Source organism: Rhodobacter maritimus (assembly GCF_058747975.1).
Map to the genome: position 1 here is coordinate 1,239,335 of NZ_CM179095.1, position 15,550 is coordinate 1,254,884.

The 15,550-nt window shown below is 66.0% G+C and carries 12 protein-coding genes; 8 read left to right on the forward strand and 4 right to left on the reverse strand.

Annotated features, from left to right (window positions below):
- The first annotated feature begins 29 nt into the window (after positions 1-29).
- From AC4PTO_RS06235 to AC4PTO_RS06245, 3 genes are all read left to right on the forward strand, one after another.
- A complete protein-coding gene (locus tag AC4PTO_RS06235; protein ID WP_492732866.1) occupies positions 30-2,594 on the forward strand; it encodes a penicillin-binding protein 1A in 2,565 nt (854 codons plus the stop codon).
- 93 nt (positions 2,595-2,687) lie between these two features.
- Complete coding sequence (gene prfB, locus AC4PTO_RS06240; protein WP_492732867.1) at positions 2,688-3,815, forward strand: peptide chain release factor 2; 1,128 nt, start codon at positions 2,688-2,690, stop codon at positions 3,813-3,815.
- 81 nt (positions 3,816-3,896) lie between these two features.
- A complete protein-coding gene (locus AC4PTO_RS06245; RefSeq protein WP_492732868.1) occupies positions 3,897-4,673 on the forward strand; it encodes a DUF2189 domain-containing protein in 777 nt (258 codons plus the stop codon).
- Between the two features lie 82 nt (positions 4,674-4,755).
- On the opposite strand, the gene AC4PTO_RS06250 is transcribed toward AC4PTO_RS06245, so the two are convergent.
- The 3 genes from AC4PTO_RS06250 to AC4PTO_RS06260 all read right to left on the reverse strand — a co-directional run bounded on the left by AC4PTO_RS06250 (position 4,756) and on the right by AC4PTO_RS06260 (position 7,263).
- The gene (locus tag AC4PTO_RS06250) at positions 4,756-5,253 is read right to left on the reverse strand and encodes a bactofilin family protein (RefSeq protein WP_492732869.1); all 498 of its coding nucleotides are present in this window, start codon (positions 5,251-5,253) and stop codon (positions 4,756-4,758) included.
- Positions 5,243-6,568: a DUF5930 domain-containing protein gene (locus AC4PTO_RS06255; protein ID WP_492732870.1), complete on the reverse strand. Its 1,326-nt coding sequence runs from the start codon at positions 6,566-6,568 to the stop codon at positions 5,243-5,245. The genes AC4PTO_RS06250 and AC4PTO_RS06255 overlap by 11 nt, the downstream gene beginning before the upstream one ends.
- Positions 6,569-6,786: 218 nt before the next feature.
- Positions 6,787-7,263, reverse strand: coding sequence for a peroxiredoxin (locus tag AC4PTO_RS06260; protein ID WP_492732871.1), 477 nt, complete (start codon positions 7,261-7,263; stop codon positions 6,787-6,789).
- Between the two features lie 104 nt (positions 7,264-7,367).
- Between AC4PTO_RS06260 and AC4PTO_RS06265 the strand changes: the two genes are divergently transcribed.
- The 5 genes from AC4PTO_RS06265 to lpdA are packed head-to-tail and all read left to right on the forward strand — an operon-like array spanning position 7,368 to position 15,154.
- On the forward strand, positions 7,368-10,706 hold the full coding sequence (locus tag AC4PTO_RS06265; protein WP_492732872.1) for an AsmA-like C-terminal region-containing protein: 3,339 nt from the start codon (positions 7,368-7,370) through the stop codon (positions 10,704-10,706).
- Complete coding sequence (gene queA, locus AC4PTO_RS06270; RefSeq protein WP_492732873.1) at positions 10,703-11,767, forward strand: tRNA preQ1(34) S-adenosylmethionine ribosyltransferase-isomerase QueA; 1,065 nt, start codon at positions 10,703-10,705, stop codon at positions 11,765-11,767. Before AC4PTO_RS06265 ends, queA begins: the two co-directional genes overlap by 4 nt.
- A gap of 54 nt (positions 11,768-11,821) precedes the next feature.
- Positions 11,822-13,093, forward strand: coding sequence for an MFS transporter (locus AC4PTO_RS06275; RefSeq protein WP_492732874.1), 1,272 nt, complete (start codon positions 11,822-11,824; stop codon positions 13,091-13,093).
- A 51-nt stretch (positions 13,094-13,144) separates the two neighbouring features.
- Entirely contained in the window at positions 13,145-13,717 is a 573-nt protein-coding gene (locus AC4PTO_RS06280) for a DUF924 family protein (protein ID WP_492732875.1), read from the forward strand.
- Between the two features lie 42 nt (positions 13,718-13,759).
- Positions 13,760-15,154 carry a dihydrolipoyl dehydrogenase gene (lpdA, locus tag AC4PTO_RS06285; RefSeq protein ID WP_492732876.1) on the forward strand — a complete coding sequence of 465 codons (1,395 nt, stop codon included), beginning with the start codon at positions 13,760-13,762 and terminating at the stop codon, positions 15,152-15,154.
- Positions 15,155-15,166: 12 nt separating this feature from the next.
- On the opposite strand, the gene AC4PTO_RS06290 is transcribed toward lpdA, so the two are convergent.
- Complete coding sequence (locus tag AC4PTO_RS06290; RefSeq protein ID WP_492732877.1) at positions 15,167-15,541, reverse strand: rhodanese-like domain-containing protein; 375 nt, start codon at positions 15,539-15,541, stop codon at positions 15,167-15,169.
- Between the last annotated feature and the right edge of the window lie 9 nt (positions 15,542-15,550).

Genomic DNA, 15,550 nt, shown 5'->3' on the forward strand with positions numbered 1-15,550 from the left:
GGGCCATAAGGGGCCCATGGAGTTGACCGTTGATCCGTTTTGTCCTGTCTTCGATCGGGGGCCTGTTCTCGTGGATCGTCACCGCGCTGTTTTTCGGTGCGCTGACGCTTGGCGCGATTTTCTGGATGTATTCGCGCAACCTGCCCAGCCACGAGCAGCTGTCGCAATACACCCCCAAGACGATCAGCCGGATCTATAACGGCGAGGGGCGCCTGATCGACGAATTCGCCGAGGAGCGCCGCCTTTTCGTGCCGATCGGGGATGTGCCCGATCTGGTCAAGAACGCCTTCATCTCGGCCGAGGACAAGAACTTCTACATCCATCGCGGCTATGATGCGCGCGGCATGGTGGCCGCCCTTCTGGATGCGGTGAAATCGGGCGGGCGCGATCTGCGCGGCGCCTCGACCATCACGCAGCAGGTGATGAAGAACTTCCTTCTGTCCTCGGACCGCTCGGTCGAGCGCAAGATCAAGGAACTGATCCTTGCCACCCGGCTTGAGGAATCGCTGAGCAAGGACAAGATCCTTGAACTTTACCTCAACGAGATCTTCCTGGGGCAGAACTCTTACGGGGTGGCGGCCGCGGCGCAGACCTATTTCAACAAGACGCTGGCCGAACTGGTCCCGCATGAGGCCGCGACCCTTGCCGCGATGCCCGCGGCGCCGTCGAATTTCCACCCCGTGCGGAACATGGAAAAGCTGCAGGGCCGGCGCAACTATGTGCTGCGCGAGATGTGGCAGAACGGCTATATCAGCGAAGAGACCTATCAGTCCGAGCGGCTCTTGCCCGTGAAATCGGTGCAGAACGGCGATTACGCGCCCTTCCGCCAGGCGCTGCCGCCGCGCGACTATTTCACCGACGAGATCCGCCGCCAGCTGTCCAAGACCTTCGGGCAAGAGGAATTCTTCGGCGGCGGCCTGACGATCCGCGCGACGGTCAACCCCTCGATGCAGGATCAGGCCGCGAAGGTGTTGCAGGACGCGCTTGAGAATTACGACCGCGGACAGGGGATCTGGCGCGGCACGCGCGGCACGAAGATCGCCGCGGACCAGCTGGGCGACGAGCGTTCCTGGCGCGCGGCCCTGGCCGAGGTGCCCACCGACAAGGCGCCGCGCGACGTGCCGGGCTGGCACCCGGCCGTGGTGCTGGCGCTTGGCGAGAACGATGCCCGCATCGGGATCGAAGGCATCGAAGAGGACGAAGACGGCCACTGGATCCCGGCCGAGGATGTCACCTGGGCGCGCAAGCGTCAGGAGGACGGCCGGCTTGGATCGAAGGCGCGGCGCGCCTCGGACCTGCTGGAGGTCGGGGATGTGGTTCTGGTGCGGGCCGTGACGAGGGATGCCGATGGCTCTTTCATGCGCTGGTCCCTGCGGCAGGTGCCCGAGGTCCAGGGCTCGTTCATGGCGATGGACGTCAATACCGGGCGGGTGATTGCGATGCAGGGCGGGTTCTCGTATCAGTCCTCGGTGTTCAACCGCACCACGCAGGCGATGCGTCAGCCGGGCTCGTCCTTCAAGCCCTTCGTCTATGCGGCCGCGCTTGATTCGGGCTTTTCGCCCGCCACCATCGTCGTCGACGCCCCGATCGAGGTGAACACGCCGCAGGGCCTGTGGCGGCCGAAGAACGCCTCGAACAAGTTCTACGGGCCGACGCCCCTGCGCACCGGGATCGAACAGTCGCGGAACCTCATGACGGTGCGGATCGCGCAAGAGATCGGGATGGAAACGGTTGCCGGCTATGCCGAGCGTTTCGGCGTCTATCATCCGATGAACGCGTTCCTGGCCAATGCGCTTGGCGCGCAGGAAACCACGATGTTCCAGATGGTTGCGGCCTATGCGATGTTCGCCAATGGCGGCGAGCGGGTGGAGCCCACGCTGGTCGACCGCGTGCAGGACCGCTGGGGCAAGACGATCTACCGCCACGACCAGCGCGTCTGCGAGGATTGTGCCGATCCCGCGATCGCGCCGGGGCAGGAACCGCATATCGTGTCGAACCGCGAGCGGGTGATGGATGCGATCACGGCCTATCAGCTCACCTCGATGATGGAAGGCGTGGTGCAGCGCGGTTCGGGCAAGGGGGTGAACCTGCCGGTTCCGGTGGCGGGCAAGACCGGCACCACGAACGACGCCAAGGACGTGTGGTTCATCGGCTATACCTCGAATATCGTCGCGGGGTGCTACATGGGCTTCGACCAGCCGCGCAGCCTCGGCTCGCATGCCTATGGCGGCACGCTGTGCGTTCCGGTCTTCAATGCCTTCATGCAGCAGGCGGTGAAGGAATATGGCGGCTCCAAGTTCCGGGTGCCCGAGGGTGGTTATTGGGTGAAGATGAACCGTTTCACCGGCGAGCGGCTGCCCGATGACGCGGCGGGCGATTACGTCATCACCGAATACCTGCGCGAGGGGCAGGGCGACATGTTCGGCTTTGGCATGATGGTCGATGGCGGCTTCGGCATGGGCCAGAACCTGCCGCTTTTCGCGCAGGGCGAAAGCGACAATGGCGGCACGGCGATCACCACCTCGACCGGGCAGACCCGGATCATCCCGAAGAAGGCCGATTTCGGAACGGTCAGCTCGGGCGGGCTTTACTGATCACGCGCATGGCCGGGCAGGGGGCGCGGGTGCTTGCCCGCCGCCGCCCAAGCCTGTATCAGGGCCGCCAATACCTGCAAGAGGAACCCCGTCATGCGCGCCGAGACGCAGAACTCCGTCGATGCGATCCGCAAATCCCTGACCCTTCTGGCCCAACGGATGGATTGGGAGACCGCCCCGCACCGGCTTGAGGAATTCAACGCCATGATCGAGGACGGGGATCTGTGGTCCGACCCCGCACGCGCGCAAAAGCTGATGCGCGAGCGGCAGATGCTGATGGACAAGGTCGAGACCTATCGCAAGATCGACCGCGAGCTGACCGACAATGTCGAACTGATCGAACTGGGCGAGATGGAGGGCGATGACGAGATCGTCTCGGAGGCCGAGAAGGCACTGAAGGAGCTGCGCGAATTCTCGGCCGCCAAAGAGCTGGAGGCGCTTTTGGACGGCGAGGCGGACGGCAACGATACCTTCCTTGAGATCAACGCCGGGGCGGGCGGCACGGAAAGCTGCGACTGGGCCTCGATGCTGGCGCGCATGTATGTGCGTTGGGCCGAGAAGAAGGGCTACAAGGTCGAGTTGCAATCGGAAAGCGCGGGCGAAGAGGCCGGGATCAAGTCGGCCTCCTACAAGATCTCGGGGCCCAATGCCTATGGCTGGCTGAAATCGGAATCGGGCGTGCATCGCCTGGTGCGGATTTCGCCCTATGACAGCGCGGCGCGGCGGCATACCTCGTTCTGCTCGGTCTGGGTCTATCCGGTGGTCGACGACAATATCGAGATCGAGATCCCCGCCTCGGACATCCGGATCGACACCTACCGGTCTTCGGGTGCAGGCGGCCAGCACGTCAACACCACCGACTCGGCAGTGCGGATCACCCACCTGCCCACGAATATCGTGGTCACCAGCTCGATGAAGTCGCAGCACCAGAACCGCGAGATCGCGATGAACGCGCTGCGCTCGCGGCTTTACCAGCTTGAACTCGACAAGCGAAATGCGGCGATCAACGCGGCGCATGAAAGCAAGGGCGATGCGGGCTGGGGCAACCAGATCCGTTCCTACGTCCTGCAACCCTATCAGATGGTCAAGGACCTGCGCACCGGATACGAGACATCGGACACGCAGGGCGTTCTGGATGGCGATCTGGACGGGTTCATGGCGGCCACGCTGGCGCTGGATGTGGCGGGCAAGTCGCGCGCAGATGCGCAGGCCGAAGACTAGGATCTTCACCTCTGGCGCCAACAATTTTGTTGCTCTGCCCGGCACCCGCCGTCTAGCCTTCCCGAAACAGGGGAGAACAGCATGAGCAATATCGAGGACAGCGGGCCATCGCCCCTGCCCACCATCCGGCAGGTTTCGGTTTCGGATATTCCCGAGGTCCTGCGCGCCGGGCTGCGCGATTTCCTGCGTGCGCCGGCCTTCGGCATCTTCTTTTCGGCGGTCTATGTGGCAGGCGGCATCACCTTCTGGATGGTGTTCTCGGCAGCGGGGCAGGAATGGTGGCTGATCCCCTTCATCCTTGGGTTTCCGCTTCTGGCGCCCTTCGCCGCGATCGGCCTTTACGAGGTCAGCCGCCGCATCGAAGTCGGGGAACCATTGTATTGGCGCGAGGTTCTGGGCGTTGTCTTCGCCCAAAAGGACCGCCAGCTACCCTCGATGGCGATGGTGATCCTGCTGATGTTCATGTTCTGGGTGTTCGTCGCGCATACCACCTTCGCGCTTTTCATGGGGCTTTCGGCGCTGACCAACATCACCTCGTCGCCCGGCGTGCTGCTTGAGGGGAACGGCCCGCTCATGCTCATTGTCGGAAGCCTGATCGGGGCGGGCTTCGCGCTTGCGCTGTTCGCCTTTACCGTGGTGGGCCTGCCGCTCCTGCTGGAGCGCGAGGTGGATTTCATCACCGCTATCATCACCTCTGTCCAGGCGGTGCTGGGCAATCCGGTCACGCTGCTGATCTGGGGGGCGGTGATTGCCGGGTTCCTGTTTCTGGGGATGCTGCCGCTGTTCCTTGGCCTTTTCGTCATCCTGCCGGTTCTGGGCCATGCAAGCTGGCACATGTATCGCCGCCTGACGGCCTGAGCGGGCGGCAACCGGGACGAAAACGAAAAGGGCAGCCGCGGGGCTGCCCTTTCATCATGGGAACGGGTGCGCCTTCTGGCGATCAGTCGTCCGACGCGCTCGGCGGGGCCAGTTTCGGCGTGCCCTGGCCGTTCGACAGCGGATCGTCCTGACGCTGGACCGAGCCTTCGAAATGCGCGCCCGATTCAATGGCGATGGTCTTGTGGATGATGTCGCCCTCGACCCGGGCCGAGGAGGTCAGGCGCACCTTGAGGCCGCGCACGCGGCCGACGACACGGCCGTTGACCACGACATCGTCCGCCACGATCTCGCCCTTGATGGTGGCGCTTTCGCCGACCGTCAGAAGATGCGCGCGGATATCGCCTTCGACCACGCCCTCGACCTGAATGTCGCCGGTGGTCTTGATGTTGCCCGTCACCGTCAGGTCCGACGACAGGACAGAGGCTGCCGGCTTCACACGCGGCGTCGTGGGAACATAGTCGCCCGCAGGCTTGGGCGCCACCATGTCGGTGGACTTGGATTTTTCGGTCTCGGCTGTGGCTTTGGGGCCCGGTTCGTTGATCCTGCTTTTAGAAAACATCTTTTGCCGCCTTGATGAAGGTCATCGGGTTGATGGGTGAACCGCCCACCCGGATTTCATAGTGCAGATGCGGTCCTGTGGACCGACCGGTATTGCCCATATCACCGATCCGATCCCCGCGCGAGATCTTTTGGCCCTGCTTCACGTGGATTTTGGACAGGTGGCCGTAGACGGTGATGATGCCGAAGTCATGTTGCACGCGGATCATGTTGCCATAGCCCGATTCCCAGCCCGCCTTGATCACCCGGCCGTCGGCCGGCGCATGGATTGGCGTGCCCACCGGCCCCGCCAGATCGACGCCCGCATGCAGGCGACCCCAGCGATAGCCGAACGGAGAGGTGAAGCGGAAGTTCGACTTCACCGGCAGCGCGAAGGGCAGCTGATCGACGGCGATGCGATACATGTTCATCTCGTCAAGCTTGCTCAGGATGCTGTTGGCGCGCTCTTCGTCATGGGTCAGCGCGGCGCGCCCCTTGCTGGACAGCGCGACGGGCATCAGCGGGCCGCCCGAGCCGGAATAGCCGCGCCGCACCTGCGACAGGATATCGTCGGGGTTCATGCCGGCGGCCTTGAACATCTTGTCCAGCGGCGCCATCGACACCGTCACGGCGCCTTCCAGCGTGGTGAAGATCTCGTCGTTGCGCTGTTCCAGAAGGCGTTTTTCCAGCGTGATCTCATCCGCCTCGCTGCGCGCCTGATCGGCGGCCACGCGCATGTCGTCACGCTGTCGGGCGGTATCGCCCAAAGTCGCTGTCAGGAAATCGACGGTTTGGGCCATGTCGGAGGCGCGCGACATCGCGGTGGGCGTGCCATTGCCGTTCGACTGCGCCTCGGCCAGGACGCTCGCGGCCTCTTCGCGTGCGGTGTCGCGTTCGGCCATGGTGCGGCGCAGGGTAGACTGGATCACCTTGATGCCGGTCTCCAGTTCGCGCCGGCGCTCTTCGCTGTCCAGAAGTGTGGACTGCATCTGCGATACCTGCTCCAGCGCAAGCTGAAAGCGGTTCTGGGCGGCAAGTGCTTCGGCAGCACGATTGTCGCGTTCGCGCGACAGGCTGTCGAGTCGGCGCTCGAACGCGGCCTGGGCGATGGCCGCCTGATCGCGCGCGGACCCCGAGCTGATGCCGTCGATGAACAGAAGCGAGGTCGCAATCACCGACCAGCCGAAAACGACCGCCCCGACCAGCAACGCCGTCGCCTGCGTGACCGGCCGCAGCCGAACGAAGCGCGTCGTGGTGGCGGATTTCAGAAACAGCCGCTGTTCGGGCAGGCGACGCTCCAGCGCCGTGTTCAGTCGATCGATAATGCGTCTGGGCAAACCGCGTGTCCTGTGTTGATCATGCCAATGTTCCGCTGGCGGCAAGCGTTCACGGAACCATCGCCCCCCCGGACGACCCTTCGGATTTGAAAAAGGGCTTAACAAGCGGCGGCGCCTTCGCGCAACCGGTTTTGCCAGCCTGCGGCGATCGGGCGCCCGCAGCGCGGGGTGATGCGCGGTTTCCTGCCGACCTTCGGGCGCCCTTCCAGGCGCGCGGTTCAGCCCAGGGTGCGCACGGCCTCCAGCACCTCTTCGGCATGGCCCTTGACCTTCACCTTCGGCCAGACCTGCGCCACGGTGCCATCCGCCCCGATCAGCACGGTGGCGCGCTGGATCCCCATGTAGCTGCGGCCATACATGTTCTTCTCGACCCAGGTGCCGTAGCGTTCGCAGGTATCGGAGGCCTCATCGGAGACAAGGATGACCCCAAGCCCGTGCTTGGCGCAGAACTTCTCATGCCGGGCGGGGCTGTCCTTCGAGATCCCGATCACCACCGCGCCGGCGGCCGCGAATTCAGCTGCAAGGCGGGTGAAATCCAGCGCCTCGGTGGTGCATCCGGGCGTGTCGTCCTTGGGGTAGAAGTAAAGCACCACCGGCGCGGGGCGCAGCGCCGAAAGCGTCAGCATGTTCGATCCGCTGCCGTTATCGGTGCGGGGAAGGGTGAAATCAGGCGCCGTTTCGCCGATCTTGATCATTGGGACCTCCGTTCCGGGCTTCGGGACTTACGTTTTACGCGACACTGCGCGAATATGAAGGGCATGACGGACAAAAGCCTGCGAAGGGCTGTTTCAGAGGTGGGATGACGGAACCTGACCCCGAGGCGCAACAGCCGCCGCCCCCTGCCGAACAGGGCCGGTCCCGGCGCAGCCCGCCGCACCGGCGGCTGCGGCGTGCGCGGCTTGGGCTGTGGCTGCTGCTCAGCCTGCCGGTCATGATCGTCGCGGCGGTGTTCGCGGTGATGGTTCTGACCCACCGCCCGCTTTCCGCGCCCGACTGGCTGATCGCGCGGATCGAGGCACGGGCGAATGCCGCGCTGTCTGGACGGTTGTCGGTGCGCCTGACCGAAGGGGCCGCCGTCATCGTGGACGAGGGTTTCGTGCCGCGCGTGCGCTTCAACGGTGTCGTGGTTTTGCGGCCCGACGGGCGCCCGCTGGCGGTCCTTCCGGAATTGCGCAGCACGCTCTTCGCCCAACCCCTTTTGCGCGGCAAGATCGTGCCGCGCAGCTTCCGCATCATTGGTGCGTCTGTGGCGATGCGGCGGCTGCCCGATGGCGCGCTGGACCTTGATCTTGGGACCGGGGGCGGGCTACCCTTCTCGCGTCCCGAAACGCTGGCGCAGGGGGTGGATCTGTTCGAGCAGGTCTTTGCCTTGCCCGCGCTGTCGCGGCTGGAACGGATCGAGGCCGAGGGGATCGCGCTGCGCCTGGACGATACCCGGATCGGGCAGGTCTGGCAGGTGTCCGAGGGCAAGCTGAGCATCGTGCAGGATGCCGAGCGGATCTCGGTCACGCTGGGGCTGTCGGTCGGGGCCGAGGCCGAGGTGCCGGCAAGCGTGGTTCTGACGGCGACCTCGCTCAAGGGATCGGCCGAGACCTCCTTCGGGGCGGCGGTGAACGCGATGCGCGCGCGCGATCTGGCGGTGCAATCGCCTGCGCTTGCCTGGCTGGGGGTGCTGGATGCGCCGATCTCGGGGGCGCTGCGCTCGGGGATCGACGCGGCGGGGAATGTGGGGCGGATGGATGCCATGCTGGAGATCGGCGCGGGCGCGGTCTCTCCGGCCGAGGGCGCGCGGCCGCTGCCGTTCGATGGCGGCAAGGTCTATCTGGCCTATGACCCGGCCGCGCAGCGCGTCAGCTTCACCGACCTTGCCTTTGAAAGCCGCGCGCTGCGGCTGCGCGCCAACGGGCATGCGCTTCTGCGGGACATGGCGGCGGGGCTGCCGGGCACGCTTCTGGGGCAGGTCGCCATTACCGATCTTCAGATCGACCCAGAGGGCCTGTTCGAACGGCCCGCCCGTTTCGCACAGGGCGCGATCGACCTGCGCCTTGGCCTTGCGCCATTCCGCATCGACCTGGGGCAGTTGCAGCTGGTGCAGGACGATCGCCGCCTGTCGGCCGAGGGCACCGTCAGCGCCGATGCGACGGGCTGGCGGGTGGCGCTGGACCTGGGGGTCGACCAGATCGCGCAAAGCGATCTTCTGGGCCTCTGGCCGCCCGCGCTGGTGCCGCGCACGCGCGCCTGGCTTGCCGACAACGTCACCACCGGAGAGCTGCACAACGTGCGCGCCGCACTGCGCCTGAGTCCGGGCGCCGATCCGCGCCTTGCGCTCGGCTATGAGTTCCGCGGCGCCGAGGTGCGGGTGATCCGCTCGCTTCCACCGGTGTCGGACGGGCGCGGCTTTGCCACGATCCTGGACACCACCCATTCCCTTCTGGTCGAGCAGGGCCATGTCACCGCCCCCTCGGGCGGGCGCATCGACGTGCGCAATACCGAGATGATCGTGCCCGACATCACCATCAAGCCTGCGCCTGCGACGGTGCGGCTGGTGACCGACTCGACCATCCCCGCCGCGCTTTCGCTGCTGGACGAGCCGCCCTTCGAGTTTCTAAGCAAGGCCGGCCAGCCCACCGATATCGCCGAAGGGCGCGCCCGTGCCGAAACGCATCTGAATCTGGTTCTGAAAAACAAGATACCGCCCAATGAGGTGCAATACAGCGTGGACGCGCGGCTGAGTGATGTACGCTCGGACAAGATCGTGCCGGGACGGGTGCTGACGGCCGATGCGCTGCGGCTGAGGGCAGACCCGGAGGGGATGGTGCTGTCGGGCAAGGGTGCACTGTCCGGCGTGCCGTTCGAGGCAAGCTGGAACCAGCGCTTCGGGCCCGAGCATCGCGGCCAGTCCAGCGTCGAGGGCACGGTCGAGATTTCGCCCGAGGCGCTGGACGCCTTTGCCATCGGCCTGCCGAAAGGATCGGTTTCGGGCAAGGGCAGCGGCCGGATCACGCTGGACCTGCGCAAGGACGAGGCCACGAAATTCACGCTCGGCTCGGATCTCAAGGGGCTGGGCCTGCGCATCCCCGAGATCGGCTGGTCCAAGGCGGCGGGCAGCGCGGGCAGGCTGGAACTGGCGGGACAGCTTGGCGCGCCGCCCAGGGTCGAGACCCTGCGGCTGAGCGCGCCGGGGCTGGAGGCGGGCGGCGCGATCAGCCTGCGTCCGGGCGGCGGGCTGGAGCTTGCGCGCTTCGACACGCTTTCGATCGGAAGCTGGTTCAAGGGCGCGGCCGAGCTGCGCGGCCAGGGGCCGGGGCGCGCGCCGTCGGTCTTTGTCGCGTCGGGCCGGGCCGATCTGGGCCGTGCCGATTTCGGCAAGGGCGGCAGCGGCGGCGCGGGCGGCGGCAGCGCCATCGAGGTTGCGCTGGACCGCCTGAACGTCACCGACAAGATTGCGTTGACCGGGTTTCGCGGATCGTTCACGACGCGGGGCGGGTTCAACGGCCAGTTCACCGGGCGGGTGAATGGCGAAACCCCGGTGGCCGGTACCGTCGCCCCCGGCGAGGGCGCGCGCGTGGCGGTGCGCATCACCTCTGCCGATGCGGGGGGCGCGCTTGCCTCGGCCGGGATCTTCACCCGCGCGCGCGGCGGCTCGCTCGACATGGCGCTGAACCCGGTGGGTGGGCCGGGCAGCTATTCGGGCACCGCCGCGATCCGCGACATCCGCGTGCGCGACGCCCCGGTCCTGGCCTCGATGCTGTCGGCGGCCTCGGGGATCGGATTGCTGGAACAGCTGAACGGCGAGGGGCTGGCTTTCGGTTCGGCCGATGCCGCCTTCCGCTTGACGCCCCAGGGCGTCAGCATCACAAGGGGCGAGGCGGTGGGGGCCTCGCTTGGGGTCACGCTGACCGGCAATTATTATCCCGCGAACGGAACGATCGACATGCAGGGCGTGGTTTCGCCATTCTACCTGATCAACGGGATCGGCCAGGTGCTGACGCGCCGGGGCGAAGGCGTATTCGGCTTCAATTACACGCTAACCGGCACGGCCGCCGCGCCCCAGGTCTCGATCAACCCGCTGTCGATCCTGACGCCCGGAATGTTCCGCGAGCTGTTCCGCCGCGCGCCGCCGAAGGTCGTGCAATGAAGCTTTCGGATTTCGACTTTCACCTGCCCGAGGCGCTGATCGCCACGCGGCCCGCCCGCCCGCGCAGCGCGGCACGCCTGCTGCTGGCCGAAGGGGACGGGATCGCGGATCGTCATGTGGCGGATCTGGTCGGGATCTTCCGTCCCGGCGATCGGCTTGTGCTGAACAACACCAGGGTGATCCCCGCACGCCTTTCGGGCACGCGCCGGCGCATGACGGGGCAGGGCGAGGCGGTGGCGAAGATCGAGGTGACGCTGCTGGAACCCGCGCCGGGCGGGGAGTGGAGCGCGCTCGCCAAACCCCTGCGCAAGCTGCGCGAGGGCGAGACGATCACCTTTTCCAGCGCGCTTTCGGCCGAGGTGCGCGCCATTGGCGATGCGCAGATGCGCCTTGCCTTCAACCTGACCGGCCCGGATTTCGACGCCGCCCTGGCCGAGGCGGGGGCGATGCCCCTGCCGCCCTATATCGCGGCGCTGCGGGCACCCGACGCGCAGGACCGCGACGATTACCAGACCGTCTTCGCGCGCCATTCGGGCGCCGTGGCCGCCCCGACGGCCAGCCTGCATTTCACCCGCGATCTGCTGGACGCGCTTGCCGCCAGGGGGGTGGAGTTCACCGAGGTTACGCTGCATGTGGGCGCGGGCACCTTCCTGCCCGTCAAGGTCGAGGATGTGACCACGCATCGCATGCATGCCGAATGGGGCGAGGTCAGCGCCCGCGCCGCGGACGAGATCAACGCCACGAAAGCGGCGGGCGGGCGGGTGATTCCGGTCGGCACCACGGCCCTTCGGCTGATCGAAAGCGCCGCCGCCTCGGGCCGGGTTCAGCCGTTTTCGGGCACCACCGACATCTTCATCTATCCCGGCTACCGATTCCGCGTGACCGATGCGCTGATGACCAATTTCCACCTGCCGAAATCTACGCTTCTGATGCTGGTCTCGGCGCTGATGGGCAAGGCGCGGATCGAGAAGATTTATGCCCATGCTGTAGACAAAGGCTATCGCTTCTTCTCATATGGGGATGCGTCGCTTCTGATCCCCGAGGGTCGCAATCGCGCCTGACCCGGCGCCGTCCCGATGCCAGACATGGCGTTCACCCGACAAAAGGCTTTTCCCATGCTTTCGGTTCTGCGCAATTCCTGGCCCCTGCTTCTGGGTATCATGTTGCTGATGGTCGGCAACGGGATGCAGGGCACGCTTCTGGGCATCCGGGGTCAGATCGAGGGGATCTCGACCTTCCAGATGTCGCTGGTCATGTCGGCCTATTTCGCGGGGTTCCTGCTGGGCTCGCGCACCGTGCCGGACCTGATCCGCAATGTCGGGCATGTGCGGGTCTTCGCGGCGCTCGGCTCGCTGATCTCTGCGGTGCTGATCCTTTATGCAACCGCGCCGAACTGGATCGCCTGGACCTTCATGCGGGTGCTGATCGGGTTTTCCTTCTCGGGGGTCTATATTACGGCCGAAAGCTGGCTGAACGCGGCCTCGACCAACGAGAACCGGGGGCAGGCGCTGTCGGCCTACATGATCGTGCAGATGATCGGCATCATCGCGGCGCAGCTCCTGATGAACACGGGCGATCCGTCGGGCTATCTGCTGTTCGTCATTCCCTCGGTGCTGGTGTCGCTGGCCTTCACGCCGATTCTGCTGTCGGCCGCCCCCGCCCCCGCCTTCGAGACGATCCAGCGCATGAGCTTCGGGCGGCTGTGGCAGGCCTCGCCCCTTGGCTGCGTGGGGATCTTCCTGATGGGCGGGGTGTTTTCGGCGCTGTTCGGGATGGCCTCGGTCTGGGGCACGCAGGCGGGGCTGAGCGTGAAAGAGATCTCGGCCTTCGTGGCGGCGATCTATGTGGGGGGGCTGCTCTTGCAATATCCCATCGGCTGGGCCTCGGACCGGATGGACCGGCGCAAGCTGATCCTGGGGCTGGGGGTGGTGGGCGCGCTGTCGATGGCGGCGGTCTTCGTCACCGACCCGCCCTTTGCCGTGCTGCTGGTGATGGCCGCGCTGATCGGCGGCGTCGCCAACCCGCTTTATTCGCTGCTTCTGGCCTATACCAATGATTTTCTTGACAATTCAGACATGGCCGCGGCCTCGGCCGGGTTGCTGTTCATCAACGGCGTGGGGGCGATCACCGGGCCCATCGTCACCGGCTGGCTGATGGAGGCGGTGGGAACCAACGGCTTCTTCCTGTATCTCGCGCTGCTCAACGCGGGGCTGGCGGGCTATGCGGGCTGGCGCATGACCCGGCGCCCGGCGCTTTCGGCCGAAGAGACAGGCGCCTTCGCGGTCATCTCGCCCGCCGCCACGCCCTTCGCGGTCGAGGTCGCGCTGGAGGCCGCGCAGGATGTCACGCATGACGATGCCGGGGAATCCGCCGTCAACAAGGATTGATCCCGCCGCGCGCCTCTGTCAGCCTGTGACAAGGCAGAGGAGGGGGGAGCGATGGCAACCGCCGAAGACGTCATCCGATTCTGGGAGGAGATCGGGCCGGAGGGCTGGTATTCCGGCACGGCCGAACTGGACGAACGGGTCCGGGCGCAATTTCTGCCGCTGTGGCAATCCGCGCGCGAAGGCGGGCTGGACGGCTGGCGCGATACGGCGCGGGGGGCGCTTGCGCTGATCCTTGTCCTCGACCAGTTCCCCCGCAACATGTTCCGCGACCACGCGGACAGTTTCGCCACCGATCACCAGGCGCTGGCCGAAGCATCGCGGGCGATCGCCGCCGGGCATGACCTGACGATCCCGCCGCCGATGCAGCAGTTCTTCTATCTGCCCTTCATGCATTCCGAAGACCTCGTGGCGCAGAATCGCGGCGTTGCACTCTTCGCCGAGCGGATGCCCGGCGATAACCTGCGCCATGCCCGCGCGCATGAAGCGGTGATCGCGCGCTTCGGCCGCTTTCCCTGGCGCAATCCGGCGCTTGGGCGCGTCAGCACCGGCGAAGAGCAGGCCTACCTGGAGGCCGGGGGCTATGCGGCGACAGTGAAGGAAATGCCCGGCATTGAACCATCCTGAAAAATAGTTTAATGCCAAACTAATTTAACCTGAGGGGGAACCATGGCCGCGAAAAGCTTCGACATGATCGTGATCGGTGCCGGTCCGGGCGGCTATGTGGCCGCGATCCGGGGGGCGCAACTTGGCCTGAACGTGGCCATCGTCGAACGCGAGCATCTGGGGGGCATCTGCCTGAACTGGGGCTGCATCCCGACGAAGGCGCTGTTGCGCTCGGCCGAGGTGTTCCACCTGATGCACCGCGCGAAGGAATTCGGCTTGAAGGCGGACGGGATCGGCTATGACCTTGACGCCGTGGTCGCGCGCTCGCGCGGGGTGGCCAAGCAGCTTTCGGGCGGCATCGGCCATCTGATGAAGAAGAACAAGATCACCGTGTTCATGGGTGCGGCGACGCTGCCCGCCAGGGGCAAGGTCTCGGTCAAGACCGACAAGGGCACCGAGGAGCTGACCGCGAAATCCATCGTGCTGGCCACCGGCGCGCGGGCGCGCACCCTGCCGGGGCTTGAGGCGGATGGCGATCTGGTCTGGACCTACAAGCACGCGCTGCAACCCAAACGCATGCCCAAGAAGCTTCTGGTGATCGGCTCGGGCGCGATCGGGATCGAATTTGCCAGCTTCTTCAACACGCTTGGCGCCGACACCACCGTCGTCGAGGTGATGGACCGCGTCCTGCCGGTCGAGGACGCGGAAATCAGCGCCTTCGCCAAGAAGCAATTCGTCAAGCAGGGGATGAAGATCCTTGAAAAGACCACGGTGAAAAAGCTTGACCGGGGGCAGGGCAAGGTCACCGCTCATCTTGAGGATGCCAAAGGCACCACGACGCAGGACTTCGACACCGTGATCTCGGCCGTGGGGATCGTCGGCAATGTCGAGGATCTGGGCCTCGAGGCGCTTGGCGTGAAGATCGACCGCACCCATGTCGTGACCGACGAATACTGCCGCACCGGGGTCGAGGGGCTTTACGCCATCGGCGACATCGCGGGTGCGCCCTGGCTTGCGCACAAGGCCAGCCATGAGGGCGTGATGGTGGCCGAACTGATCGCGGGCGGCCACCCGCATCCGATCAAGCCGGGCTCGATCGCCGGCTGCACCTATTGCCACCCGCAGGTGGCCAGCGTCGGCATGACCGAGGCGAAGGCGAAGGAGGCGGGCCATGAGGTCAGGGTCGGCCGCTTCCCCTTCATCGGCAACGGCAAGGCCATCGCGCTTGGCGAATCCGAGGGGCTGGTCAAGACCGTGTTCGACGCGAAGACGGGCGAGCTTCTGGGCGCGCATATGGTGGGCGCCGAGGTGACCGAACTGATCCAGGGCTATGTCGTGGGCCGCACGCTCGAGACGACCGAGGAAGACCTGATGAACACGGTCTTCCCGCATCCGACGCTGTCCGAGATGATGCACGAGGCGGTGCTGGACGCTTACGGCCGCGCGCTGCACTTCTGAGGCGTTGCGCGCCTAGCGCTCGATCTTGCCGCCGCCGGCGTCCCAGTCGTAAAGGCCGCCAAGGTTGTAGACCGTGCCGTGGCCCAGTTGCAAAAGCATCTGGGCCGCACCGGCACTGCGGGCGCCGCTTGCACAGTAAAGCGCAATCGGCTTGCCCTGTTTCAGCTCGGGCAGGCATTCTGGGCTGGCCGGGTCGCATTTCATCCGGAACGCCATCAGCGGCACATGCAGCGCACCCGCCGCCTTGCCGCTGGCGCGCAGCTCCATCCCGTCGCGCACGTCGATCACGATCAGCTCACCCGCCTCGGCCATGCGCACGGCTTCTTGCGGGGCGATGCGCCCGACGCGATTGCCCGATGGGGCAGAGGAGCGAAGGAAATTCAGCATGCGGTGGCC